The organism is Streptomyces sp. NPDC046900 (assembly GCF_040644975.1).
Classification (GTDB): Bacteria; Actinomycetota; Actinomycetes; order Streptomycetales; family Streptomycetaceae; genus Streptomyces.
Map to the genome: position 1 here is coordinate 1 of NZ_JBEYXD010000105.1, position 23,725 is coordinate 23,725.

Consider the following 23,725-nt stretch of genomic DNA (forward strand, 5'->3'; position numbering starts at 1 on the left):
CCATGCACCGCCTACAAACCCCCGCCGTAGAACTCATGGAAACCCCCATCCCCCACACCCACCACACCTACGGCCCCCAATTCCACACCACCTGACACCCTGAGCCATCCGCTTGTCCGACATGGCCACGGGGGGCCTTCACGCCTCCCGCCTGCAAGTCGCTACGACGGCGGCTTCGCCTCCCGCTGCGTGGCCTGGAGGTCGGCGAGCAGTTCGGCCTGTCCGGCCAGCACGCCGGAGAGGATGGTGCGGGCGACTCGGAGCAGCTCGGCGACGTACGGGCTCGTGAGCGAGTAATACACAGTCGAGCCCTCCTTGCGGGTCACCACCAGGTTCGCCCGCCGCAATACCGCCAGCTGCTGTGACAGATGCGCGGGCTCGATGCCCACCTCGGGCAGCATCTCGGCGACCGCGTGCTCGCGCTCGCTCAGCAGCTCCAGGACCCGGATGCGGGCTGGGTGCCCCAGCGTCTTGAAGAACTCGGCCTTCAGCTGATACAGCGGCGTACTCATCGTGCCGTCGCCTCCCCGGCCCAAGAACACGGCCCCACCGGCCGGAACTCGGCGCATCGCATCCACCTACTCGTCAACAACATGCGGCCCTCCTCGCCTGCGGCACCAACCACGCCGAAGTCGCAGGCGAGGAACCGAGCCGCCCAATCCAGCAGTGACGACCTCAGGAATTGCCAACATTAACAATTCCTGAGGTCACGAGGTCGTGAGGTGGAGGATCGGGTGAGGTCCCGCATGGCGCCTCAAGTGCCGCCTCGCCGCCGTCGGCCAGAACAGCGGATGCTCGCGCTCCGGCAATGACCGTCTGCTGAAACTGTCCTACGGCGGCCGGTGCCTCAGATTACGCAGCCCGTCCGTGATGCCCACCGCGGCTGACCCTCGCATCACGTATGGGAGGGCGCGTTGATGAGTGACTGGACGGCTCAGTGCGGCGCCGGGGTCCGCTTTGAGTGGGGGCCGCCGGAGCCGACCATCTCGCCACGGAGGCAGCCCGTCTCGTCGTGATCGACGTGTTGTCGTCCACCACATCCGTGAGCGTGGCCGTGGAGCAGGGCACCCGGATCCTTCCGTTCTGGTGGCCCCCGCAGCCCGCCCCCGCGGCCGAGCGGATGGCATCGAGAAGGCCGCCGCGGCCTGTGCCCGGCAGTGGGGCGCGCGGCCGGCCGTGCACCGCACCACCCTCATCCCGGGCAGCCCCTGGTCCCTGTCCCCCCGCGCCATCTGCGTGCGGCGCCGTGCGTGGCCCGTCTGGTCCTGCCCTCACCCCGTGACGCCGCGGTAGCGCTCGGCGCACGACTGGCCGCCGCCTGCCTGCGCAACATCCCCGCGGTCGGCGCCTGGCTCACCTCCCGCGGCTACGGCAGGCGTGCACCGTGATCAGCAGGCTGTCTTCGGCTGGGACGAGGGAGCCGTCGGCGGGGATGGCGGCCGGCTCCAGGCTGCGGTCCGCCTCGCCGAGGCGGCGGGCGGCCTCTGCGATCGCCGGCTGGCCCCCGGCCGACCAGCTGCGCAGCCCGGGCAGGCCGACGATCACGGGTCCGGTGCCACGGGCCAGGACCCAGCCGATCGCACCCGAGGAGCGGCGCACCGCGTCCGGGCCCAGATGGCCGGCGACGGAGAGGATGCCGGGGTTGTCCTCGCCGGTGCAGTGCCAGTCGATGGTCATGAGGGGGCTGCCTTGCATGTACGGCTCGTCGAGGTCAGAGGGGAAGGGTGACCCAGATGCTCTTGCCCAGGCCGTCGGCATCCCCGCGGATGACCGCGGTGCCGCCCAGGTCGAGGACGAGCTCCACGACGGTGCCCAGGCCCCCGGCGCCAGTCCCGGTCACTGCCCCGTACAGCGGGGGCTGGTAGGGGTGGCGGTCGTGGACTGCGAAGGCCAGGCAGTCCGCACCCGCCGCGTAGATCACGGTGAGCTGCGGGGAGAGGACGGCGGCGTGTCGCACGGTGTTGGTGACCAGCTCGCTGAGGATCAGCAGGGCCGGGTCCACGGTGGGGTGGCGCAGCCCGATCCCCCATTCGACCAGGGCCTGCTCGGCCGTCTCGCGGGCGATCCGGACGGCGGACGGTTCAGTGGGCAGCGTGAGCACGTGCCGGTAGGGCAGGGTCGCCAGTTGCGTGGTCATCACGCCTCCGGACGGGCGAGACGGAAGCCGGCCACCATTCTGGGGGGCAGGCGCAGGAGGGTGTCGTGCGGACCGTGGCTCCAGCCGGACAGGGTGCGCCGGTAGTGGGCAGCCTCGTCGCGGTCGGTGATCACCTCGACGGGGCCGCGGACGGTGACCGTCCAGCCGGTGCCGGGCACGGTACGGATGTCGTCGGCGTGGTACGTCGCTGTCTCCGGCGTCGCCGGTGCAGGGGCCGGCGTCCGGATCACGAGGCGGCCGTACTCCCACACGTGCCGCGCGGGACGGAGCACGGTCAGGTCCCGTTGGGCGTACACCAACCGTCCCAGCGTGCTGCCCTCCAGCAGCCACAGAGCCTCCGGGCCGGAGACTTCGACCATACGAAGGGTGGCGGGAGCGGTGCTCATCGCTGGGCTTCCTCGGTGGAGGTTCGGGGCGTGGGGACGGGAAGGGCGGTCAGGACCCCGGCCGTCTCCAGGTGATCGCGGGCGGCTCGGATCGCCTCGGGGGTGGTGGCGTGCTCTCGGCCCTCGCATCGCAACAGGTCGAGCGCGCCGACCGAGTCCAGGACCTGGCGCTGGCCGGGCCGTATGCCGGAGGCGAGGACGGTGATGCCTCGCCGGTGCAGTTTCTGAACCGCGTCCTTCAGAACGAGGGCGCCGGTGGCGTCCATCGTCGACACCCTCGACATGCGCAGGATCACGACGCGTACGTCCGCCACCTCGGTCAGCTCCAGCAAGAAGCGGTGGGCGGCGGCGAAGAACAACGGGCCGTCGATCCGGTAGGCCACGATGTGCTCGGCCAGCAGGGCGTGCTCCTCGGCGCTGTGATCGCCCCGGTCCAGCGGCACTTGGTCGAAGCGGGCCTGCTTGGCGACGGCGCGCAGGGCCAGAGCACCGGCCACGACAAGGCCGATGATCACCGCATAGACCAGGTCCAGGGCCAGCGTCGCGGCCGCGGTGAGGGTGAGGATGACGGCGTCGGAGCGGGTCGCCCTGGCCATTGCCTTCAGCGAACCGACCTCGACCATGCGGATCGCGGTGGCGAGCAGGACTCCGGCCAGCGCGGCGAGCGGGATCCTGGAGACCAGCGGCGCCGCGGCGAAGACGATCACAGCGAGGATCGCGGCGTGGGTGAGGGCGGCCAGGCGGGAGCTCGCACCCGTGCGGACATTGACGGCGGTGCGGGCGATCGCCCCGGTCGCCGGGACGCCGCCGAACAGCGGGGCGGCGATGTTCGCGAGGCCCTGGCCGAAGAGTTCCCGGTCCGGGTCGTGCTTCTGGCCGACCGTCATGCCGTCGGCGACCGACGCCGACAGCAGCGACTCCAGGGCGGCAAGGGCGGCGACGGCAACCGCCGGGGCGAGCAGGGTGCCCAAGGATCCGGGGTCGAGGAAGGCCAGGGACGGCACGGGCAGCCCGGAGGGCAGGTCACCGATCGGCGTCGCCGCGTCCAGGTGGGCGAGCTGGGCCGTGATCGTCGCGGCGATGACCGCGACGATCGAGAAGGGGATGGTCGGCCGGAGACGGGCGCCGACCAGCATGACCACGGCGACGGCGACCGCGAAGCCGACTGCCGTCCAGTTCGGGGCCTTGGCGAACTCCGCGATGGCCCGCCAGGTCACCACGAGCACCTGGTCGCCCTCCGGCTTGCGCACGCCGAGGGCGTTCGGGATCTGCTGCAGGCCGATCACGCAGGCGATACCGAGGGTGAAGCCCTCCACGACCGGCGCGGGCACGTACTGCATGTACTTCCCGGCCTTGAGCGCGGCCAGCGCGACCAGCATCACGCCGGCCATCAGCCCGACGGTCAGTACCCCGCCCGACCCGTACTGGCCGACGATCGGCACCAAGACCACGGTCATCGCGCCGGTGGGCCCGGACACCTGCAGATTCGATCCGCCGAAGACCGCCGCCAGCGCGCCCGCGACCACCGCGGTCGCCAGACCCGCCTCAGCGCCCAGCCCGGACGAGACCCCGAAGCCGAGCGCCAGTGGCAGCGCCACAATTGCGACGGTCAGACCGGCCAGCAGGTCCCGGCGCGGGTCACGCCGAATCTCCGCCAGATCGGCGCGGCCGGGCAGCAGCAGTGCGATCCTGGCCCACACTCGGCTGATCTGCGAGGTCATCGCGCGGCGACCTCGGCTTCCCGCAGCTCGGCCAGCAGGTCGCCCTTTCCGGCCAGCATCTCGGTCAGGATCCGGCGTGCCGCCTTCATCAGATCGGCCACGTCTCCGCCGGCCAGCTCGTATACGACGGTCGAGCCCTCACGGGCCGACGTGACGATCCCGGAGCGGCGCAGCACGGCCAGCTGCTGCGACAGACCAGAGGGCTCCACCTCGATCGCGGCGAGCAGTTCCCGTACCGGCATCGGTCCGTCCTGCAGCAGCTCCAGCACCCGTATCCGTACGGGATGCCCCAGCATCCGGAAGAACTCGGCCTTGGCCTGGTACAGCGGAACGGACACAACCCCTCGGCTTCCCCGACAAGCCCCGTCCCGGGGCAGCGAAAGGCTGTGCCTGCGGCTACCTGCAGACACAGCCAATACAGCATCTAACCAATTGCGAAATTTTGCAATTCCGCATCCGGTTGCCGCCGCGCCGGTCCCACACCGGTGGGGAGGGACGACATCAGGCTCTCCTGACCACGCCGGACCTCAACGCACTGCGCCCACCAGCACCCGGCAGATGTCAGAGGTGGTCTCCGCGCCCGTCGGACAGGTCATCTCATGGGAGGCGCGACAGCTCCCCCAGCACTGATCATCTGCGTCCGCCAACAACAGCGCGGTGCTCTACGTCCTTCGCCTCGCCCCGCGCCGCGGCCCTCACGCGCACGGGCCCCTTTCACGACCGGCTGCACCCGCGCCCCGGACGTACTGAGGCGAGGTTCGGTCCGGATCCGACCTTTGCAAAACCCGACCTGGTGTTCCGCGGGTCGATCTGCTCCGCTCCGGACTGGTGCAACCTCGGTCGAGCGGTCGACATTGATCAGCGGAGGGTGGGGAAGACGGCCTCGGCGACGGTCCGACACATCTGCGGATCCTCGGTCAGGCCGATCCCCAGGGCCCACAGCCAGTAGTCCACCGTGCGCACCAGCGTCCAGGCGCGGACCCGGTCGGAATCGAGGTCGGCCGCCTCGCCGAGGGCTGCCAGGCGGGTTCGGATGCCGGCAACCCCGTCCATGTCCGCGAACCGCCGCCAGATCAAAGGTGCCACCGCGTACTCGGGATCGCCGGTGAGCGGTTTGGGGTCGATGACCAGCCACGGCTCGCGGTGGCCGGCCAGCACGTTCTCGTAGTGCAGGTCGCCGTTGACCAATTGCCCGGCCGCTGTGGGACCGTACTCGACGGCAAGGCCGGCTGCCGCATCGACCAGACGCCGGGGGAAGGGACGACCGAGCTCCTCCCACTGAAGGTTCAAGCGGTCGGTGAGCCCGGCGGCGAGGTCTCGCAAGCGAGCAAAGCCCTGCGGGGCCGGGACCGACAGGCGCCGCAGCAGGAGCCCGGCGACGGTGACTGCCTCGTCGGCGTCGACGTCAGAGAGGGTGCGGCCGGCGTCGAGTCGCTCCAACAGCATGGCTCCCGCAGCCGGCTCGTGGTCGAGTAGCAGCACGGTCCCCCGGCCGTCCCAGGTGGCAAGAGCCGGCGCCTCATGCAGCGTCGTGGCGTCCTGCCAGGACACCTTGAGCGCGCAGGGCTCCTCGCCACGCTGCACCGGGACGACCAGGCCCAGGTGGCCGTGGAGTGGCGCGCCGTCCACCGCCAAGCCCCACCGTGCGCAGAGGCCCTCCACCAGGGTGGGCAAGGAGTCGACCCACTCCTTTCCGCTCTGGCCCGCACGGTTCACTGCCGCGGTCGCGAAATCTGTGGGAACCTCGATCACGATCCCGATCTTGCCAGTACGTAGCCGGTCCGCCCACCGACGGTTGCGGCCAACAGGCTGTAAGTCTGCGGGCTCAGCCTTCTCAGGTTCGAATCCCTGGCGCCGCCATGCTAGCGGAAATCGGCCCCTGACCAGCAAGTTTGGTCGGGATACACGCCGCCGGCGGGTGTAGCCCAGCGCTCCGCCCGTCAGGGAAGGCGTTGGATGGCGATGAGGGCGGCATCGTCACCGAGGGGTCCGTGGACGTGGTTCAGCAGGTCTTCGTGCACGTGCCGGACGAGGCGTTCGGGGCCACCTGTGCCGTCCCAGGCCGCGATCCGCTGGGCGAGCGGATAGAAGGTGCCGTTCGGGTCGGGAGCCTCAATGACGCCGTCGGTGTAGAGGAGCAGGACGTCGCCGATTTCTAAGCCGAAGGTGTCGACCGTGTACTGGTCTTCTGAGGGCGCGGTGATGCCCAGCGGGAGTCCTGGACTGCTCGCCTCCAGGGGGCTGACGTGGCCGTTGTGGAGCAGCAGGGGCGGGGGATGGCCGCAGCTGATCGTCTTCACCTGGTCGAGGTCGTCGGGGAAGTCCAGGAGCAGCGCGGTCACGAAGGACTCGCCGATCTCGGGGTCGTCTTCGGCGGCCGCGTCCCAACTCCAGTGCATGGCGTTCCCCAGGTGCATCACCAGATCCAGCAGTGAGTAGTTGCAGTAGGCGGAGCCGTGGAAGGCACCGAGCAAGAGGGAGGTGTCCTTGATCGCGGGCAGCCCCTTGCCCCGGACATCGCCGATGATCACGCGGGTCGCGCCGTCGGCACGGGTGGCCGCGTACAGGTCGCCGCCGATCTGCGCCTCCAGCTCCGCGGCGATGTAGTCGGTGGCCATGTGCAGCCGTCCGCAACACCGGGGAAGCGGTTGTATCAGGACTTCCTGTGCGGCCGCTGCGACGGAGCGTGTCTGTGCGAGCTGCTGCTCGCGCAGATCGCCCACGGCGCGCAGAGCGACCAGGAACCCGGAGACCACCGCAATGCCGATCAGCTGGATCTGGAGTCCCGGAGTGATGCCGGGGCCCTCGATGAGAGGCCCGATGACCTGGCCCGCCACGGCCAGGACACCCATGAGCCCCGTGAGGCGGGGGCCGGCGAAGGACGCGGTGACGGCAGGAGCGACAACCAACAATGGGCCCAGCTGGGACTGCTGGTCGGTCAGGACATCGGCAGACACGATCACAACGATCAGGCCGAGCGGGATCACGAGGAGTGCGTGGCTCGCGTGCACGGCCGAGCGACCTTGCCACCCATTCCGCTTTGCAGCCATATATCCATGCTGTCACCGAGACGTCCCACGGCACGCGACGTCCACAGACGGAGTCGGGAGCCCCATCTCCGCTCACGTTCGCTCCTGGGGCACATCCTGCTGCCCCTCGCAAAGGGATCAAGGTCGTTGATGATCACGTCCCACGCGGTATGACGGCACGCAGCCGTGGCTCCGGACCACCGCAAAATATGATCACGGAGGACGAACGAGTGCTAGCGTCGGCCGCATGCCTGAACTGATCGCGCCCACAGGCCGGCTGCAATCCTCATGGCTCGCAGCGCGTGACGAGTGGCCTCCAGGTGCCCACCACGACGGGGCAGGCCTGCGTCTCGCGCCTGATGCCGACCTCAACAGCCCCGAGGATTTCTCGGAGTGGGTCGAACGACTGCGACAGCAGTCGGACAGGTCGGTTGCCGTGGGAGAAGAGCGCGTCCATGCCACCCATTGGTGGATCACCGAGGGAGACAGCTACCTGGGAGCCATTGATCTGCGGCACTACCTGAACGCCCTTCTGCTCGACGTCGGCGGGCACATCGGGTACAGCATCCGACCCTCCTTCCGGAGACGCGGCCTGGCAACGTGGGCTCTCGGGGCGGTTCTACCTGAGGCCCGTGCGCTCGGCCTGGACCGAGTCCTCGTCACTTGCGACGACGACAACATCGGGTCGGCACGCAGCATCGAACGCAACGGTGGTGTCCTGGAAGATGTCCGCACAACTGACGCGGGCATCAAGCGCCGCTACTGGATCACTCTGTAGGCAGTGGTGCGACTGTGCCGGTTACAGCCCTCCGCGGGACTGAGCTTCTTGCGGTTGCGAACCTCGTAGGCCTTCTCCGGGATCATGCAGCGGATGCCGTAACTCCGCAGGTAGACGCGGTTCGCGCGGGATCCGTACACCTTTCCGGGGCCCCAGGCGGCGTGCTGGAGGGCGCGGGCGATCGTGGAATCGACGCTCACATCCCACGTGATCAGGCCCTTCGCGTCAGCCTCAGCCTGCTACCGCTCGAAGATCCGCTTCCGGGTGCCGTTCCGCCGCCAGCGCCGGAACAGGGATCGGGCAGGCTTGTGGACCTGCCCGTGCCCGAACCCTCGTACGACAGGCTCAGTCCGCGGCCGCCCGCTCCCCCGCCGGGCGCCTGCGCGCCGCGCGCTCGGTGAGCGACTGTGGCTGCCAGACGCCGTCGGCGCGATAGAGATCGGTGCCAGGTGCCACGATCTCGTCGATACGGTCGAGCACCGCGTCGTCGAGCAGCAGGTCAGCTCCCTTGAGCAGCGAGGTGAGCTGGTCCATGGTGCGCGGACCGATGATCACCGACGTGACGGCCGGGTGCACCAGCGGAAAGGCGACGGCCAGTTCCGGGAGGGTGCAGCCCACCTCCTCAGCGAGAGTGACGAGTTGCTCGACGGCCGCGAGCTTCGCGGCGTTGCCCGGGACTGCGGGGTCGAAGCGGTGCGGAGTGAGCTTGGCGCGGCCGGTGGTGAGGTCGACGGGCCGGCCCTCGCGGTAGGCGCCGGACAGAAACCCCGAGGCGAGCGGTGACCAGGTCAGCACTCCCATGCCCAGGCGCTGCGCGGCAGGCAGCACAGACCGTTCGATGCCGCGCGCGAGAATCGAGTACGGCGGCTGCTCCGTGCGCAGCCGCATCAATCCGCGCCGCTCCGCCACATGGTGAGCCTCGACAAGGTCCTCGGCGGGGAACGTGGAGCAGCCGAACGTCCGGATCTTGCCCGCCCTCACCAGGTCACTGAGGACGGACAGCGTCTCCTCGATGTCGGTGGTGTGGTCAGGACGGTGCACCTGGTAGAGGTCGATCCAGTCCGTGTCCACGCGCCGCAGACTGTCCTCGACGGCCTTGAGGATCCAGCGGCGCGAGTTGCCGCTGCGGTTGCGCCCCTCCCCCAGTGGAAAATGCACCTTCGTGGCGAGCACGACGTCGTCGCGTCGGCCCTTGAGCGCCTTGCCGACGATCTCCTCGCATTCGCCGGCCGAGTACATGTCGGCGGTGTCCACGAAGTTGATGCCGGCATCGAGCGCAGCGTGGATGATGCGACGGCTGTCCTCGTGGTCGGCGTTGCCGACGGCACCGAACATCATCGTGCCCAGGCAGTGGGTGCTGACCTCGATACCCGTCTTGCCGAGGACTCGATAGCGCATTCCGGTGCTCCGTCTCAGGCGGGGGCAGGTTGGGAGCCTCAGCCTAGGACTTGGAGTGCACTTGACCGCAAGGGCACGGGGAGCTTACGCCGGGCCGCGTTGTCAGGGACGCCCGAGGCGGTAGCCACCATCCCGCAGCGCCACCTCAAGCTCCTTGCCCTGCGCTTCGGTTGACCGTGCATCGACGCTCAGATGCTGTCCGACCGGACATGCCTCGCCGCCGCGTGTCCTCAGGTGCGGACGATCGCCAGCACCTCGTCGCGCAGCCGGGCCATGGTGTCTGCGTCCGACGCCTCCACGTTGAGCCGAAGCAGTGGCTCGGTGTTGGAGGGGCGGAGATTGAACCACCAGTCGGTGGCACTGATCGTCAGTCCGTCGAGCTCGTCGGCGACCGCTCCGTCCCGTCCGGCGAAGGTGTCGCGGACCTTGGCCAGCGTGCGCTGCTGATCGGGGACAACGCTGTTGATCTCGCCGGACGCCGCGTATCGCCCGTACTGTTCGACCAGCGCGGACAGCGGTCCCTGCTGACCGCCAAGAGCGGCGATCACATGCAAGGCTGCCAGCATCCCACTGTCGGCGAACCAGAAGTCGCGGAAGTAGTAGTGCGCCGAGTGCTCGCCGCCGAACACCGCTCCGGTGCGCGCCATTTCGGCCTTGATGAAGGAGTGTCCCACTCGGGTGCGGACTGGGATGCCCCCGTGTTCGCGCACCACGTCGGGCACCGCCTGGGAGGTGATCAGGTTGTGGATGACGGTGCTTCCCGGGTGGTCGGCCAGCAGCCGGGCCGCGATGAGGGCGGTGACGGTGGATGGCGAGACGGCTTCGCCCCGCTCGTCGACCACGAAGCAGCGGTCGGCGTCACCGTCGAAGGCGAGGCCCAGATCGGCCTTGGTCTCCCGCACCTTGTGCTGAAGATCGACGATGTTCTTCGGGTCCAGCGGGTTGGCCTCGTGGTTGGGGAAGGTGCCGTCCAGCTCGAAGTACATCGGGACAACCTCCACCGGCAGGTCGCGGAAGACCGCAGGGGTGGTGAGGCCTCCCATGCCGTTGCCCGCGTCCACCACGATCTTCAGCGGGCGGATGGTGGAGAGGTCCACCAGCCCCAAGAGATGGGCGGCGTAGTCGCCGAGCATGTCCCGCTGGGTGAGGGCGCCCGGCGTGCGGCTGGTCGCGGGCAGTGCCCGACCGATGGACCAACGCTCCACGAATGCGCGTATCTCCCGCAGCCCGGTGTCCTGGCCGACCGGTGTGGCGCCGGCTCGGCACATCTTGATGCCGTTGTACCGGGCGGGGTTGTGGCTGGCGGTGAACATCGCGCCGGGCCGCTGCAGCTTGCCGCTGGCGAAGTACAGCCCGTCGGTGGAGCACAGACCGATCTCGGTCACATCGGCGCCCCGCTCGGCAGCGCCGTTCGCGAAGGCGCGCGCCAGGCCCGGGGAGCTGGGGCGCATGTCGTGGCCGATGACGATCGCGTCCGCGCCGGTCGTCTCGACAAAGGCCGCGCCGAACAGCCGGGCGAGGTCCTCGTCGAGCTGGTCGGGGACGGTGCCACGGACGTCGTAGGCCTTCACCAGGCCGGAAAGGTCAAGACTGGGCCTGTCGTTCACTGGTTGCACTCCTTGAAGATCATCCAAACGGTCGTGTCCTGCGGGATCGTCCGTCCTTCCAGTGGCGCGCTGGACAGCAGCACTTCGGCATCGTTCTCCAGCGGCAGCTGTTCGGAGCCGAAGTTGACCACGCACCTCAGCCCCGCACCGCGTTCGAAGCCGAACCACTCGCCGCTGTCGGGACCGTCCAGCTTCAGCGCGGCATCCGAGGCCGGGTGGCCGCGCCGCAGTCGCAGCGCTCTTCGGTACAGCGCGAACATGGAGTCGCCGTGGTCCTCCTGGGCCCGGACGGTCAGCCCGGCCCAGTCGGCGGGCTGAGGGAACCAGCAGTCCTCGGGGGCGGCAGTGCTGAAGCCGTACGGGGCGGCATCGCCCTCCCAGGGCAGCGGCACCCGGCAGCCGTCCCGGCCGCGCTCCCGGTGTCCTGAGCGCTCCCACAGCGGGTCGCGCAGCCGGTCGTCGGGGAGTTCAACCTGCGGAAGGCCGAGCTCTTCGCCCTGGTAGACGTAGGCTGCGCCGGGCAGCGCGAGCATCAGCAGCGCCGCGGCCCGGGCACGCCGCTCACCGACCTGGCCGCCGCCGTAGCGGGTGACCGGCCGGACTGCGTCGTGGCTGGAGAGCACCCAGGTGACCGGGGCCCCCACCGCCTGCATGGTGGTGACGGACTCCTCGACCACATCCCGCATCGCCGCCCCGTCCCACGGCGCCTCGAGGAAGGCGAAGTTGAAGGTCTGCTGCATCTCGCCGGGGCTCACGTAGCGTGCCAGCCGCTCGGGGGCGAAGATCGCGGCCTCGGCCACCATCACCCGTTCCCCAGGGGCCACCGCACCGGCGGGCGCCGGATGGCTGTCCAGCAGGGCGCGCCAGTCGCGGAACAACGGGTGCAGTTCCTCCTGGTCGTAGTAGGGCATCAGGTGGTTGCGGTGGATGTCCTGGTGCTGGCCGGGGCCGGCGTCGGGCAGGCCGTCCGCCTTGAACAGGGTGTGGGCGACATCGACCCGGAAGCCGTCGACACCGCGGTCCAGCCAGTGCTTCAGGATCCGCTCGAAGTCGGCGACGACCTCGTCGTTTCGCCAGTTCAGGTCGGGCTGCTGCGGCGCGTGCAAGTGCAGGTACCACTCGCCGGGGCTGCCGTCCGGTTCGTCGACCCTGGTCCAGGCAGGACCGCCGAACGCCGACTGCCAGTCGTTCGGGGGCAGTTCACCGTGCTCGCCGCGGCCCGGCCGGAAGATGTAGCGCTCTCTGGCCCGCGACCCCGGCTCGGCGGCGACTGCCTCGCGGAACCAGGGGTGCAGGTCGGAGGTGTGATTGGGGACCAGGTCCACCAGGACCTTGGTGCCCAGCGCGTGGGCCCGCTCCACCAGGGCGACGAAGTCGGCCGGGCCACCGAGGTCGGGTGCGACACCGGTGTGGTCGGCGATGTCGTAGCCGCCGTCCGCCAATGGCGAGGGGTAGAACGGAGTGATCCACACTGCGTCGACACCCAGTGTCCGCAGGTACCCCAGCCGCGCTGTGGCACCGGCCAAGTCCCCGACACCATCGCCGTCGCTGTCGGCGAAGGCGCGGGGGTAGATCTCATAGCAGACGGCGTCCCGCCACCACGGGACGGCACGGTCCGCTCCGCCTGATCCGCCCGTCGCGGGCCCCACCACGGCCGCGTTCGGGACGGGGTTGCCCGCATCGGGGGTTGCGCGCGTGGTCATCCGGATCCTTCAGCGGCCGAGGGGGACGGGATGGTCACGGGCAGCGTGCGCCCGGTCTGCGCCGACCGGGTCGCTGCCTCCGCCACCGCGACGGCGGCCAGTCCGGCGCGGACGCCGGCCAGGGGGGTGCCGCCGTGCGCCGCGCAGTGCAGCAGGTCGGTCATGGCCGCCCGCACGCTCTCGGTATAGATGTAGGGCTTGCGCGTCTCGCCGCCCAGGTCGATCACGCAGTCGACCCGATGCGGGACGACGCGCCTGATCCCGCGGCCGGAGGCCGGACGGTCCGAACCGGCCCCGCGGGCCACCGACACCGTGATCCGCTCCTGCCCGTGCGGACGCAACCCGGGTACCGCAAGGAGGTCGTCCGCCCGCTCGGGCAGCCGCTCCCAGCGGGAGGCGCCCGCCTCGTCGGTCCAGGCGGTGACCGTCGCGAAAGTGGGGATCCAGCCGGTGACCCGGGCTTCGGCGAAGCCGTAGTCCAGGCGCATCAACTGCCGCTCGGCGCGGTGGGCGTGGGTGAAGGAGTGCGTGTGGGTCGCCACGCTCCCGCGGGGGTGGGTGGCGGTGGCCACCACGATGTCCACCGGGCCACCGGGTCGCCGCACCGCCATGCCCTGCACTTCGACCGGATCACTGCCCATCAGGGCGCTCGCCGCGTCGAAGAAGTGCACGCCGTGCTCGATGTGGATGCCGCCGCTGCGCGCCGGGTCCCAGAACCAGTGGTCCGGGCCCAGGTCCTCGTCGGAGGCATCGTTCTCGAAGGCGAACCGCCGCAGCGGATCCAGCAACCCCTCCCCGCCGAGCCGCTGGAGCAGCCGCAGGATCGGGTTGTAGCGCAGCACGTGATCGACGACGAACACGCCGGATGCGCGGTCCGCCTCCTCGGCGACGCGGGCGGCGGCCGCGAGACTGACGGCGACCGGCTTCTCGCAGAAGACGTGCTTGCCCGCGCGCAGGGCTATTACGGCCGCATCCGCGTGGGCGGCCGGCGGGGTGGCCAGGGCCACCACGTCGACCCCCGGACGCGCCACCGCCTCCTCGACGCTCGTGCAGACGTCCGCGCCGTGCCGTTCGGCGAGCGCTCGGGCCCGGTCACGGTCGGGGTCGGCGCACACGACGACCCGCAGGCCGGGGATGTCGTGCACCGCGTCCAGGACATACGCGCCGAAGCCGCCGCAGCCGACCAGTGCCAGCCCGAAGCCCGCCTCGGGTATGGCGGTCACTCGGCCCGGTCCAGGCGGGCCACGCCGATGTGCGCGTCAGCCATGCCGTAGAAGACGTACCGCACGCCGTCGATCTCCTCGATGGCAGTCGGGAAGACCACGTTCGGCACGGTGCCGGAACGCTCCTCCTCGGTCTCCGGAGCCATCAGCGGCTCGGTGGTACGCGAGAGCACCGTGGCCGGGTCCGCGGGGTCGAGGATCATCGCACCGGCCGCGTAGTGGACCGTCTGCACCTGCGCGAACGGGTCCTCGATGCTGCCGGAGACACCGTGGTGGATGAGCAGCCAGCCCTCTTCGACCCGGATCGGAGCCGGGCCGGCACCGATCTTGAGCTCCTCCCAGGAGTGCTCGGACAGGGCGACCAAGCGGTGGTGACGCGGCCGGGTCAGCGCGCGGATGTCCTGCTTGACCTCGTCGACGGGGACGTAGGAGATCCAGATGCCGGGCCGCTCGTCGCTCACGCCGGCGGGCAGGTGCACACCCTCACCAGGGCGGAACCAGCCCAGGTCCCACATCGGGCGGTGCAGCATCGCGAAGTACATCTCACCGTCCGGGCCCGGAACGGGCTCGGGGAAATGCACGACGTCCTTGTTGGGGAAGAGGTTGAGGTCGGTGTCCAGATCGGGCTGGTACTCGAACTGGATCGGGCCGAGGCGCTCCCAGTTCACCAGGTCCTCGGAGACGGCGAGGGCCGGCTTGGGGCCGAGCGGGCCGTAGGCCACATAGGACATGACGTGCCGGCCCAGGGCCTCGATCCAGGTGGTGCGCGGGTCCTCCACACCGGCGTTGTTCTTGCCGCGCTCCCATCCCGCATCGGGCGCGAGGACCACGCCGCGGCGCTCGACGCCGGTGGGCACGCCGTTCTCGACGATCACCTCGGCGAGCCCGACGCGGGAGACGTTGCCCTGCGCGACCAGCCGCGGCAGCAGGTGGAGCCTGCCGTCGGGGGTGCGGCCGGAGGCGGGGTTGAGCACACCCTCGACCTCGTTGGCCTCGCCGGGAAGCGGTGACATCACGACGCCGACCCGGGTGAGGCGGTAGGGGATGGGGGTGGTGGTGCTGTGGGTCACGGGGGTTCAGCCCTTCGTTGCTGAGTCGATGTCGGTGGAGGTGAAGCGGTGCTGGAAGACGATGTAGAGCGCCACTGCGGGTGCCGCCAGTACGCAGGCCCCGGCGAGGATGGCGCCGAACGGGTTGGCGGCGGCCGACGAGACGGTGCTGATGTAGTTGGCAAGGGAGACGGCCAGCGGCTGCATGTCCTGCCGCTTGGTGACCAGGAACGGCCACAGGAACTCGTTCCACGGGCCGGTGAAGCTGAGGAGCACCACCGAGAACAGGGCCGGCTTGCAGAGGGGCACCGCGATGCGGAACAGGATCTGCAGTTCGCTGGCTCCGTCCATGCGGGCCGCCTCGAACATGGCGGCGGGCAGTTGCAGGAAGAACTGGCGGAAGATGAAGACGGCGCTGGTGTTGATCGCGAACGGCAGGATCATGCCCAGGTACGAGTCGGCCAGGCCGTAGTCGCGGACGATCAGTACGTACAGAGGGATCATCAGCAGCTGGAACGGGACGACCTGAACGAGCAGGACAAGGGCGAAGGTCGAACCCCGGCCCCGGAACTGCAGGCGGGCCAGTGCGTAGCCGGCGAGGAGCCCGAAGACGGTGGTGCAGATGATCACTCCACCGGTGAAGATCCCCGAGTTCACCAGCGAGCGTCCCAGCGAGATGGCTGAGTTGATCGCGGTGTAGTTGTGCAGGCTCAGGTTCCCCGGGTCGGGGAAGGCCCCGGCCGGACTGGAGTCGGGCTGCTTCTGCAGGGACCCGATGATCATGTAGTAGAAGGGGAAGAGGAAGGCGAACGCACCGATGAGCAGTGCGATCTTCGACCCGATAGACCTGGGGCGGGTTCCCGTGGCGTTCGCTTTCCGCCGACGCTTCTCGCGGGAGGGAGCTGCGACGTTGGTGGTCATCTCAGTCCCTCTCCAAGAAGCGGCGGTAGACGAGCGAAATGCCGGTGATCAGCACGACGAGGATCACGCCGATGGCGGCGGCCTGATCGGGATGCCCCTGTTGGAGACCTCGCTGATACATCAGCAGGACGGGAGAGGTGGTGGCGCCGTCCGGCCCGCCGCCACTGGTGAGCAGGTAGGGCTCGGTGAACAGATTGGCTCCTGTGACAGTCGCCAGAATCAGCACCAGAAGCGTGGCGGGTCGTACCGCGGGGACCGTGATGGAACGGAACGTGCGGAACCGTCCGGCGCCGTCGAGGGCCGCCGACTCATACAGCTCGTTGGGCACGTTCTGCAGAGCCGAGAGGTACAGCACCACGAAGAAGCCCAGCTGCTTCCAGGCGACGAAGACCGCGACCACGGGCATCGCCAGATGGGAGTTCACCAGCCACGAGGGATCCGGAGCCAGCGGCCCGAGTGCCCGGTTCACCAGACCGTTGGTGTTGAACAGGAACAGCCACACGCCCACGACCGCGACACTGGCCGTGATGTAGGGGATGTAGTACGCGGTCCGGAAGAAGGATCGAAACCGGATCTTCTTGTTCAGTGCGCTGGCGAGGACCAGTGAGGCGACCGTCGTGAGCGGCACGTTGATGACGAGGAAGACCGCGATGTTGGAGAAGGAGCGCCACACGTCGGGGTCGGTGAGTACCGCGGTGTAGTTGTCCAGCCCCACGAAGGGCCGGTCGACCTGTACACCGGGGGCGGCGAAGAAGTAGTCGTGGAAGGACATCCACACGGCGAACCCGAGTGGATACACGAAGATCGCGGCCAGGTAGAGCAGGTACGGCGAGACGAACAGCATGCCGATGGGCTGGTGCCCGCCGAGCCGCAACCGCCACTGCCGCATCCGCCCCGCTGGTGTCGTTCCGGACCCGGGCTGGGCATGCCTGGGGCGGTGGGAGTCATGGGTGGTGGATGACATGGCGGGTCACTGGTTCTCGGCCAGCTTGTCGACCTTGCCGGCGGCGTCCTTCAAGGTGGCGGTGAGGTCGCCCTTACCGAAGATGACGGCCTTGGTGTAGGCGTCGCGGAAGGTCTGCCAGATCTCGACCGAGTTCGGCACGTTCGGCGCTTCGATGGTGTGCTCAGCCTGCTGCGCGAAGGCCTCGTAGTCCTTGTGGGAAGCGAAGTAGGACGGGTAGGCGGACGTCAGGTCCTGGCGCATCGGCATCTGGCCGGTGGCGTCCAGGAGCTTGCCGTCCTGCTCCTTACTGGTGGCGAACTTCATGACGTCCCAGGCGGTCGCCCGGTTCTTGCATGAGGTGTACATGCCGATGGACTTCTCGTCGCTGAAGGTGCCCTTGCCGGGCGCACCGTCGGCGGTCGGCACGGGCACGGCGCCCCACTTGACCTTGTCGCCGTAGACGGAGATGGCCCAGGGACCGACGGTGGCCATCGCGGACTTGCCCTCAGCGAAGGCGTCGCCGTTGTAACTCTCCTTGGGAGCCAGGCCCTCGGAGTACATGGTCTTCCACAGCTCGGCGGCCTTGATGCCCTCGGGCGAGTCGAACTGGGCCTTGTTGTCCTCGACGAGCTGCTTGCCGGTCTGCGCCGCAAGCAGCGGGTAGTAGTCGAACCAGGACTGGTAGAACTCCGACGTCGGCGCGGGCCAGATGGCGGACTTGGCCACCCCGCTCTTGACCAGCTTGCGCGAGGTGTTCAGGAAGTCCTGGTAACTGGCCAGCTTGGGGTGCTCTGCGTCCAGCCCGGCCTTCTTGAAGAGCTCCTTGTTGTAGAAGATCATCACCGGGTTGCTCTTCCACGGCATCTGGTAGTACTTCCCGTCCGGCGACGCGTACTGCGCGAGGCGGTCGCCGACACGGGACTGCAGGTACTGCTTGCCGTCGGGGAAGTCGTCCAACGCGACCAGACCGCCCTGCTTCTGGAAGCCGGGCACGGCCGCCGGAGCGGTGTTGAGAACCAGGCACGGCGCGTTACCTGCGGTGATAGCCGCGCCGATGACCTCCTCGGAGCTCTTGCCGGCGGGAATCTCCTGCGCGCTCACCTTCTCCTTGGGGTGAGCGGCGTTCCAGGCCGCCACCATGCTCTTGCCCCACGCGACTTCCTGAGCGTTGTTGGAGTACCAGACCGTGATCGGGCCACGGGCGTTGTTGCCGGCGCTACCGGTGTCCGATCCGCTGCCGCACGCGGTCAGCGTCACAGCGGCCACCGGCAGCATGACGAGGAGGGCCTTCTTCATTGGAGGTTCCGTTTCTTAGAGGGGTAATCCGTCGGCGGGCACGACATCGTTGGGCTTCCGCCGGCCGCCTTGCTGAAGGAAGGGAAGGAAGGACTGGGGACCGCCGCCGGCGGTCATCGACCCCCGCGGACGGGGGCGGGGCCGGTCGACCCGCGAATCACCAGCGTGGCCGGGTCCAGCTCCACGTCAGATGTGGTGCCTCGCTCGATGAACTCCACCAGCGCCTTGGCGGCCGCCCACCCCCAGGAGGCCGGGTTGGCGCGGCACGTCGTCAGCGTGGGGCTGGTCCAGGAGGCCAAGGAGACGTCGTCGAAGCCGACGATCGAGAGGTCGTCGGGGAGCCGCAGGCCCGCATCCTGGGCGACCGCCATACCGGCCGTGGCCGACAGGTCGTTGCCGTAGATGATGGCGGTGGGAGGAGTAGGCCGGGCCAGCAGCGCATGAGTCGCCTGTGCCCCTCCCTCGGCGGTGAATCCTCCGGGCAGTGACGTGCCGGAGGGCAGGCCCGCGTCGGCAAGCGCCTCAGCCCATGCCTGGCGGCGGCGCCGTGCGTGCACGAACTCCTCGGGACCGGCCACGTAGGCGATGTCGCGGTGTCCCTGTTCGATCAAGTGGTGCACGGCGCTGCGGACGGCGGGACGATCGTCCAGGTTCACCGTCGGCAGGTCGGTGTCTGCTTCCACTGCGCCCACAGCGACTGCGGGCAGGCCGAGCTCTGTGACCAGTCCCGGCCGTGGATCGTCCAGGCGCAGGTCGGTGAGGAAGACGCCGTCGACCCTCCGGTCGGCTGCGAGCCTGCGGTAGGTCTCTATCTCGTCGCCGGGCCGGCTCATCTGCAGCATCAGACCGTCGCCGGTCTCGGAGATCACCGCCTCGATGCCCGCCATGAACGCCGGGTAGAACGGATCGGTGCCGATCAGGTCGGGTTCGCGGGTCAGTACGAGGCCGACGGCACGTGCCCGCCCCGTGGACAGCGCCCGCGCGCTACGGCTCGGGGTCCACCCCAGTTCCTCGGCCGCCGACTGGACGCGCTGCTGCGTGGCGAGCGCCACACCGGGGCGGTTGTTGAGGACGAAGGAAACCGTCGCACGGGACACCCCGGCCAACTGCGCCACATCCGCGATCGTGGGACGACGGGCCATCTGCGCACTCCAGTTTCTGCCGGTCGAGGGCTGCAATGTCTGACCGGTTCACGTTCCCCGCACGCAGGCCTCACGGCCGTCTGGACGGCGCGGCCCCGATACCAGGAACGAGTTGTCCCAGCCACAGCGCCACAGGTGGCAGAAGTCGGCCGGGATTTGAACCGGTTTAAATGGCGGGTCCCACCTTTAACGCCACCTTCCGTTAAGTCAAGCGCCCCCATGGAGTTACCCCATTAATACTCTTCGCCCTATTGTTCCGATATGTCGGCCTTGGGTGACGTCAGTGGCAGGCACCCGCCACTCGCCGCCGACGTCAGGTCGGCACCTCGTCCGCACGGGGGTTGACACCCCATCCACTCGCGCAGGGGCCGCCGAGCGGCCGCGCATCCATCTCGCGAGAATTGAATCAAGTTCAAACTGCATTTCTGTGCACGCCGGAAGGGCAGAAGGAGCCGGACGACGCAAGAAAATCCGACGGCAATTCATCCGGTTTCGCGAAAACCGCACTCGAGGAGGGGAAGTCCAAATCTCCACGCATGTACGGGAATTACAACCCTTGAGCTATGCCGGAACCGGAGGCGGGCGGAAGCCCTTCGAAAAGGAAGGTCGAGCCAGTCGAGTCGAGCGGGCCAAGTCCCATGACCCGCGTGTCATCTCGTCCGGCATACGACCTGCTGAATCACCCCAACCAGGCGGGACAGGACACCCGCACGGGGCTCCACCTGTCAACCTCGATCCACCGCGTGAATTCTGCTCAGGGGCGTCGGGCGTGCTCTGGTCGCTTGTTCGGGATGCGGGCAGCGGCGATTGCCGGGTGCCCGTCCGGTAGGGGGGTCTCCAAAGCCTTTCGAGTTGTGGTCGGGCGCAGCGATCGGGTGGGTCAGGTCCACGCCCCCTCATTGGACGACTACGGACTCAACTGCGGGCGGAATGACGCGGGCAGGCCACCCTTGTCGACGGCCGACTGGCTCGATGCGTACAGTCGCAAGCTCGAGGAGTTCCCGCTCGGCGTCGAGCCGGTCACAGCCGCCAACTGGCGCTTCGCGCTGGGCGACTCACGTCGCGCTGCGGACTGGATCGGCTACTTCGGCCGAGAGATCGCCGAGCGCCCCTGGCGCGACGTACTCGCCGAGTGGTGGCCCCGTCTTCTGCCCGGCATGTATGGCGGCTCTACCCACCCCGTGATCCGGGTGGGCCATGCCGTGCGCACTCTGCTGACGGACGACGGCACCGAACCACGTCTGACCGAGCTCGCCCATGGCCTTGGCTACTGGGCCGCCCGCTACCACCCTGTCGCAGACCTTGCCTCGCTGCCCGGCGCCGACAGCGCAGCCGCCGCCCTGGACACGGTGCCACCCATCACGACACGGGAGGGGAACTTCCCCTCCCGGCTCGGCCGTGTCACGGGCCTGCCGGTATGGGCGACCGCGGTCACGGACCCGCACGAGGCGCGACGCCGCCTCACCGAACTGGTGCGGGCGGCCACGCACCGGTACGCCACCCACGGCCACGGCGAGCAGACCATGCTGGTTCACGCGGCCACAGCTCCCAATGCCGTGCTGCGCTCCCTGCCTGCCCTCCCGCATGCCCTATGGGTACCGAGCCTGCGGGCCGCCTGGACGGCATCCGCAGCAGTGACCGCGACGTACGCACCCGACACCCCCGTCGCCTACACCCCACCAGGCACCCACACCCCCGAAGAGGTCTTCGAACGGGCCCTGGCGCACGGCGACGAACACGTCATCAAATTGACCGACACAGCCCTCGATGTCGGGGACGAACGCGCACTGTCGGCAGCACTGCGCTCCATCGACCTGAGCGAACCGCTGGTCTAGCCAGAGTCGTCACGAAGTCACCCCCACATCAGCGGGGAGGCAGGGTGACGGCTGTTTGGTCGGGCTCAGGGGCGAGCCGACCACATGCGTTCAGCCCTGTGCAACAGACGGGTGCGCAACATCGCTGCTGTGCAGCCAGGGGGTCCGATTGCGCATGCGGCTGCGTACCGGGCGGCCCCGGGATCCTGCGCTTGGGCGGTGCGGGGCAGCGGATATGTACACACCATCTCCGCCAACCGCATGGCCCGCTTCATACTCCTGCTCAGGGAGGCGTTGGACGCGGCCGAGAGGGCGGCCCCGCTCGCATCCCACGACCCTGGGTCGTGGCTCGTGATGGTCACCGTCGCTCGTGGACTGCGTTTCGAGCACGACAAGTTCCAGCAGCTCTGGTTGGAGCTCTCCGCACGCTCCCCACTACTACAGGGGGCACTGGCAGGCACTGCAGTACCGGTGTGACAAATGGGCCGGGACCTACAGGCTGATGATGGATTTCACCGAACGCGCGGCGCACCGGGCGCCTACCGGCAGTCCCCTTGCCGGTATCTGCCTGCTCGCCCTGGACGAGCTCGCCCACCGGTCCGGCCATGCCCCGCTGCCGTCCTCACGTGTGGCCAAGGATTCATTGGAGAGCGTCGCCCGGTCACTCAACCAAGTCCCCGACCACGACGAGCGCCTGCCACGGCTGCGCCATCCGCGGGCTCACCACCTGGTCGAGGCGCAGTGCTACAACGCCGCGCTGGACCAGTTCCAGCCGATCGGCCTGTGGTGCGGTGCAGAGCTCGGGACGAAGCATCGCCATCCGGCAGCGGCGTTCGACCTGGCTCGGGCCATCGCCGCAACACGCTCCCGACGTAGCTGATGTGAAGTGGGGGTCGCGGGGGGCTGGCACAGAGCTACCGGAAGGGCGGCCGCTCATCGCATGGCGCCGAACTTCTCCTCATGGTTGGGGAGTTGCCCACCGGCCATCCAGGCAGCGAGCAGATCCAGAACGTCCCAGCCTTCCCGGAACCATTGTGGAACCAGCCCGGGGCGGGCGTTGGCGGCCACCAGTGCACTGCCACGGCCAGGGCCTGCGCCACCGAATGTGGCTCGCCGGGCGCCGGCAAACTCTGCGCGAGCATTGTTACCCCCAAACCTGACAGGCCGGGCGATCTTCCGGTTCGCGCGATTGCGCCTCGCTCCCCGGCTGGCCTGCCCACGTGATCGCTCCCGCTCGTCGCGTTGGCGCGGAAAGTGTCTGGCGCCGCCTCTCCAGCGCGTTCAAGGGATCCCCATCTCTTGAACCCGGCTCCGCGACGTACCCCTCGGGTACCCAGGATGGTCACTCTGACCTGCGGTGATTGAATCCCGGGTACCCGAGCGGTAGCCTTACCCGCATGGCAGCACTCAACGTGGAATTCTCCGATGCGGAGCTCGAGGACCTCCGGGCGATCGCAAAGGAGCAGGGCGTGCCGATGAAGACGTTCGTGAGGGCGTCCACCGCCGATGCGATCGCCCACCACCGGGCCCTCAAGGACGGCGCCGAAGTCTTCCAGCGGGTCTTCGCCGACCCCGCGCTGGCCGATGCCATCGCCGCCGCGGGCATCGACGACGGTCCGGATACGGGCGTGGCGGGCAGGGCTGCCTGAGCAATGGCACCCGCCATCCACATCGATGTCCGCTGGCTCCTGCACCAGCATGAAGTGGCCCTCCCCGACCAGCCCCACATCAGCGACTTCTCGGCGCTCGTCGCGGCCGTGGCACGCCACCGTGTCGACCCGCCCCGCCTCGGCGTCGACCCGGACGCGTCCTGGCGCGCGGCCGCGCTGCTGCACACCCTGCTCCTGCTGCGGCCGCTACCCTCCCTCAACGTCCGCTACGCGTGCGCCGTCACCCTCGCCTACATGCACGCCGGCGGCGAGGGCCTCGACGCCCCCTACGGCGAACTCGTCGAACTGTGCAAGGACCTCATCGCCGGTAAGGACAACGTGTTCGGCGCCGCCGACAGGATCCGCTCCTGGCGCATCTGACGCTCGACGGACACAGACGACAGGCCACTGCCGAGCCCCCTCACGCAGACCGCTCCTGCCGTCACAGCGATGAAGGGACCTGACGCTGCTTGCGCAGGTTATGCGAGGTCGTCCGGGACCACGTTGGGAGGCGGGGTGAGCTCATCCGTGTATTCGCCGGTGACCAGGTAGACCACACGCCTGGCCACTGACACCGCGTGGTCGGCGAAACGTTCGTAGTAGCGGCCCACCAGGGTCACGTCGACTGCCGTCTCGACCCCGTGCGTCCAGCGCTGGTCCAGCAGATGCTGGTAAAGCGTGCGATGCAGCTCATCCATGCGGTCGTCGTCGTGCTCCAACTGCAGGGCCTTCTCAACGTCCTTGGAGCCGATGACGTCGGCCGCCTTGGCCATCAGCCGTTGTGCCAGCTGACCCATTTCGAGGATCGTACTGTGCAGGTCACCAGGTATCGCGCAATCAGGGGAGCGCCGCCGGGCCAGCTTGGCCACGTGCTGCGCCAGGTCGCCGGCCCGCTCCAGATCCGC

General features: G+C 69.0%; 24 protein-coding genes. 5 read left to right on the forward strand and 19 right to left on the reverse strand.

Annotation, left to right across the window (positions count from 1 at the left end; all coding sequences use genetic code 11):
• Positions 1–161: 161 nt before the first annotated feature.
• The 8 genes from ABZ904_RS44455 to ABZ904_RS44490 all read right to left on the reverse strand — a co-directional run bounded on the left by ABZ904_RS44455 (position 162) and on the right by ABZ904_RS44490 (position 7,276).
• On the reverse strand, positions 162–512 hold the full coding sequence (locus ABZ904_RS44455; protein ID WP_359408582.1) for a metalloregulator ArsR/SmtB family transcription factor: 351 nt from the start codon (positions 510–512) through the stop codon (positions 162–164).
• A gap of 841 nt (positions 513–1,353) precedes the next feature.
• On the reverse strand, positions 1,354–1,677 hold the full coding sequence (locus ABZ904_RS44460) for an anti-sigma factor antagonist (protein WP_361003774.1): 324 nt from the start codon (positions 1,675–1,677) through the stop codon (positions 1,354–1,356).
• Between the two features lie 34 nt (positions 1,678–1,711).
• The gene (locus ABZ904_RS44465) at positions 1,712–2,137 is read right to left on the reverse strand and encodes an ATP-binding protein (protein WP_359408588.1); all 426 of its coding nucleotides are present in this window, start codon (positions 2,135–2,137) and stop codon (positions 1,712–1,714) included.
• The gene (locus ABZ904_RS44470; protein ID WP_359408591.1) at positions 2,137–2,544 is read right to left on the reverse strand and encodes a pyridoxamine 5'-phosphate oxidase family protein; all 408 of its coding nucleotides are present in this window, start codon (positions 2,542–2,544) and stop codon (positions 2,137–2,139) included. The genes ABZ904_RS44465 and ABZ904_RS44470 overlap by 1 nt, the downstream gene beginning before the upstream one ends.
• Positions 2,541–4,265, reverse strand: coding sequence for a SulP family inorganic anion transporter (locus ABZ904_RS44475; protein WP_361003778.1), 1,725 nt, complete (start codon positions 4,263–4,265; stop codon positions 2,541–2,543). Before ABZ904_RS44475 ends, ABZ904_RS44470 begins: the two co-directional genes overlap by 4 nt.
• Positions 4,262–4,603 (reverse strand): metalloregulator ArsR/SmtB family transcription factor, encoded by a 342-nt coding sequence (locus ABZ904_RS44480; RefSeq protein ID WP_359408597.1) that lies wholly within the window; start codon positions 4,601–4,603, stop codon positions 4,262–4,264. The genes ABZ904_RS44475 and ABZ904_RS44480 overlap by 4 nt, the downstream gene beginning before the upstream one ends.
• A 520-nt stretch (positions 4,604–5,123) precedes the next feature.
• A complete protein-coding gene (locus ABZ904_RS44485; RefSeq protein ID WP_361003782.1) occupies positions 5,124–6,017 on the reverse strand; it encodes an aminoglycoside phosphotransferase family protein in 894 nt (297 codons plus the stop codon).
• A 188-nt stretch (positions 6,018–6,205) separates the two neighbouring features.
• Entirely contained in the window at positions 6,206–7,276 is a 1,071-nt protein-coding gene (locus ABZ904_RS44490; protein WP_361003785.1) for a PP2C family protein-serine/threonine phosphatase, read from the reverse strand.
• A 265-nt stretch (positions 7,277–7,541) separates the two neighbouring features.
• On the opposite strand from ABZ904_RS44490, the gene ABZ904_RS44495 reads away from it, so the two are divergent.
• Positions 7,542–8,072, forward strand: a complete 531-nt coding sequence (locus tag ABZ904_RS44495) for a GNAT family N-acetyltransferase (RefSeq protein WP_361003788.1) — start codon at positions 7,542–7,544, stop codon at positions 8,070–8,072.
• Here the strand turns inward: ABZ904_RS44495 and ABZ904_RS44500 are convergent.
• The 10 genes from ABZ904_RS44500 to ABZ904_RS44545 form a co-directional block, all read right to left on the reverse strand.
• Entirely contained in the window at positions 8,054–8,272 is a 219-nt protein-coding gene (locus tag ABZ904_RS44500; protein WP_361003792.1) for a hypothetical protein, read from the reverse strand. The two genes, ABZ904_RS44495 and ABZ904_RS44500, sit on opposite strands and share 19 nt — an antisense overlap.
• A 145-nt stretch (positions 8,273–8,417) precedes the next feature.
• A complete protein-coding gene (locus ABZ904_RS44505; RefSeq protein WP_361829807.1) occupies positions 8,418–9,470 on the reverse strand; it encodes an aldo/keto reductase in 1,053 nt (350 codons plus the stop codon).
• Positions 9,471–9,700: 230 nt separating this feature from the next.
• The gene (locus ABZ904_RS44510) at positions 9,701–11,077 is read right to left on the reverse strand and encodes a phosphomannomutase/phosphoglucomutase (protein ID WP_361003797.1); all 1,377 of its coding nucleotides are present in this window, start codon (positions 11,075–11,077) and stop codon (positions 9,701–9,703) included.
• Positions 11,074–12,780, reverse strand: coding sequence for a glycoside hydrolase family 13 protein (locus ABZ904_RS44515; protein ID WP_361829809.1), 1,707 nt, complete (start codon positions 12,778–12,780; stop codon positions 11,074–11,076). Before ABZ904_RS44515 ends, ABZ904_RS44510 begins: the two co-directional genes overlap by 4 nt.
• The gene (locus tag ABZ904_RS44520) at positions 12,777–14,003 is read right to left on the reverse strand and encodes a Gfo/Idh/MocA family oxidoreductase (protein WP_361003803.1); all 1,227 of its coding nucleotides are present in this window, start codon (positions 14,001–14,003) and stop codon (positions 12,777–12,779) included. Before ABZ904_RS44520 ends, ABZ904_RS44515 begins: the two co-directional genes overlap by 4 nt.
• The gene (locus tag ABZ904_RS44525; RefSeq protein WP_361003805.1) at positions 14,000–15,073 is read right to left on the reverse strand and encodes a glycosidase; all 1,074 of its coding nucleotides are present in this window, start codon (positions 15,071–15,073) and stop codon (positions 14,000–14,002) included. The genes ABZ904_RS44520 and ABZ904_RS44525 overlap by 4 nt, the downstream gene beginning before the upstream one ends.
• Before the next feature lie 6 nt (positions 15,074–15,079).
• A complete protein-coding gene (locus ABZ904_RS44530) occupies positions 15,080–15,973 on the reverse strand; it encodes a carbohydrate ABC transporter permease (protein ID WP_359408627.1) in 894 nt (297 codons plus the stop codon).
• Position 15,974: 1 nt separating this feature from the next.
• Positions 15,975–16,937: a sugar ABC transporter permease gene (locus ABZ904_RS44535; protein ID WP_359408630.1), complete on the reverse strand. Its 963-nt coding sequence runs from the start codon at positions 16,935–16,937 to the stop codon at positions 15,975–15,977.
• A gap of 6 nt (positions 16,938–16,943) precedes the next feature.
• Complete coding sequence (locus tag ABZ904_RS44540; protein WP_359408632.1) at positions 16,944–18,215, reverse strand: extracellular solute-binding protein; 1,272 nt, start codon at positions 18,213–18,215, stop codon at positions 16,944–16,946.
• 113 nt (positions 18,216–18,328) lie between these two features.
• Complete coding sequence (locus tag ABZ904_RS44545) at positions 18,329–19,357, reverse strand: LacI family DNA-binding transcriptional regulator (protein ID WP_361003811.1); 1,029 nt, start codon at positions 19,355–19,357, stop codon at positions 18,329–18,331.
• Between the two features lie 854 nt (positions 19,358–20,211).
• Between ABZ904_RS44545 and ABZ904_RS44550 the strand changes: the two genes are divergently transcribed.
• The 4 genes from ABZ904_RS44550 to ABZ904_RS44565 all read left to right on the forward strand — a co-directional run bounded on the left by ABZ904_RS44550 (position 20,212) and on the right by ABZ904_RS44565 (position 23,201).
• Complete coding sequence (locus ABZ904_RS44550; protein ID WP_361003814.1) at positions 20,212–21,192, forward strand: questin oxidase family protein; 981 nt, start codon at positions 20,212–20,214, stop codon at positions 21,190–21,192.
• Positions 21,193–21,673: 481 nt separating this feature from the next.
• Positions 21,674–22,051: a hypothetical protein gene (locus tag ABZ904_RS44555; protein WP_359408641.1), complete on the forward strand. Its 378-nt coding sequence runs from the start codon at positions 21,674–21,676 to the stop codon at positions 22,049–22,051.
• A gap of 517 nt (positions 22,052–22,568) precedes the next feature.
• Positions 22,569–22,820 (forward strand): hypothetical protein, encoded by a 252-nt coding sequence (locus ABZ904_RS44560; RefSeq protein WP_359408643.1) that lies wholly within the window; start codon positions 22,569–22,571, stop codon positions 22,818–22,820.
• 3 nt (positions 22,821–22,823) lie between these two features.
• Positions 22,824–23,201, forward strand: a complete 378-nt coding sequence (locus ABZ904_RS44565; protein ID WP_361003818.1) for a toxin Doc — start codon at positions 22,824–22,826, stop codon at positions 23,199–23,201.
• A gap of 98 nt (positions 23,202–23,299) precedes the next feature.
• Here the strand turns inward: ABZ904_RS44565 and ABZ904_RS44570 are convergent.
• On the reverse strand, positions 23,300–23,725 hold a 426-nt coding region (locus tag ABZ904_RS44570; RefSeq protein ID WP_360999266.1), incomplete at its 5' end, for a PhoU domain-containing protein.

What these genes read in the sequence shown, in the direction of transcription:
- ABZ904_RS44455 (WP_359408582.1), bottom strand. Translation starts at nt 512, where the DNA reads ATGAGTACGCCGCTGTATCAGCTGAAGGCCGAGTTCTTCAAGACGCTG.
- ABZ904_RS44505 (WP_361829807.1), bottom strand. Translation starts at nt 9,470, where the DNA reads ATGCGCTATCGAGTCCTCGGCAAGACGGGTATCGAGGTCAGCACCCAC.
- ABZ904_RS44495 (WP_361003788.1), top strand. Translation starts at nt 7,542, where the DNA reads ATGCCTGAACTGATCGCGCCCACAGGCCGGCTGCAATCCTCATGGCTC.
- ABZ904_RS44535 (WP_359408630.1), bottom strand. Translation starts at nt 16,937, where the DNA reads ATGTCATCCACCACCCATGACTCCCACCGCCCCAGGCATGCCCAGCCC.
- ABZ904_RS44540 (WP_359408632.1), bottom strand. Translation starts at nt 18,215, where the DNA reads ATGAAGAAGGCCCTCCTCGTCATGCTGCCGGTGGCCGCTGTGACGCTG.
- ABZ904_RS44475 (WP_361003778.1), bottom strand. Translation starts at nt 4,265, where the DNA reads ATGACCTCGCAGATCAGCCGAGTGTGGGCCAGGATCGCACTGCTGCTG.
- ABZ904_RS44565 (WP_361003818.1), top strand. Translation starts at nt 22,824, where the DNA reads ATGGCACCCGCCATCCACATCGATGTCCGCTGGCTCCTGCACCAGCAT.
- ABZ904_RS44530 (WP_359408627.1), bottom strand. Translation starts at nt 15,973, where the DNA reads ATGACCACCAACGTCGCAGCTCCCTCCCGCGAGAAGCGTCGGCGGAAA.
- ABZ904_RS44545 (WP_361003811.1), bottom strand. Translation starts at nt 19,357, where the DNA reads ATGGCCCGTCGTCCCACGATCGCGGATGTGGCGCAGTTGGCCGGGGTG.
- ABZ904_RS44515 (WP_361829809.1), bottom strand. Translation starts at nt 12,780, where the DNA reads ATGACCACGCGCGCAACCCCCGATGCGGGCAACCCCGTCCCGAACGCG.
- ABZ904_RS44460 (WP_361003774.1), bottom strand. Translation starts at nt 1,677, where the DNA reads ATGACCATCGACTGGCACTGCACCGGCGAGGACAACCCCGGCATCCTC.
- ABZ904_RS44560 (WP_359408643.1), top strand. Translation starts at nt 22,569, where the DNA reads ATGGCAGCACTCAACGTGGAATTCTCCGATGCGGAGCTCGAGGACCTC.
- ABZ904_RS44470 (WP_359408591.1), bottom strand. Translation starts at nt 2,544, where the DNA reads ATGAGCACCGCTCCCGCCACCCTTCGTATGGTCGAAGTCTCCGGCCCG.
- ABZ904_RS44465 (WP_359408588.1), bottom strand. Translation starts at nt 2,137, where the DNA reads ATGACCACGCAACTGGCGACCCTGCCCTACCGGCACGTGCTCACGCTG.
- ABZ904_RS44555 (WP_359408641.1), top strand. Translation starts at nt 21,674, where the DNA reads ATGATGGATTTCACCGAACGCGCGGCGCACCGGGCGCCTACCGGCAGT.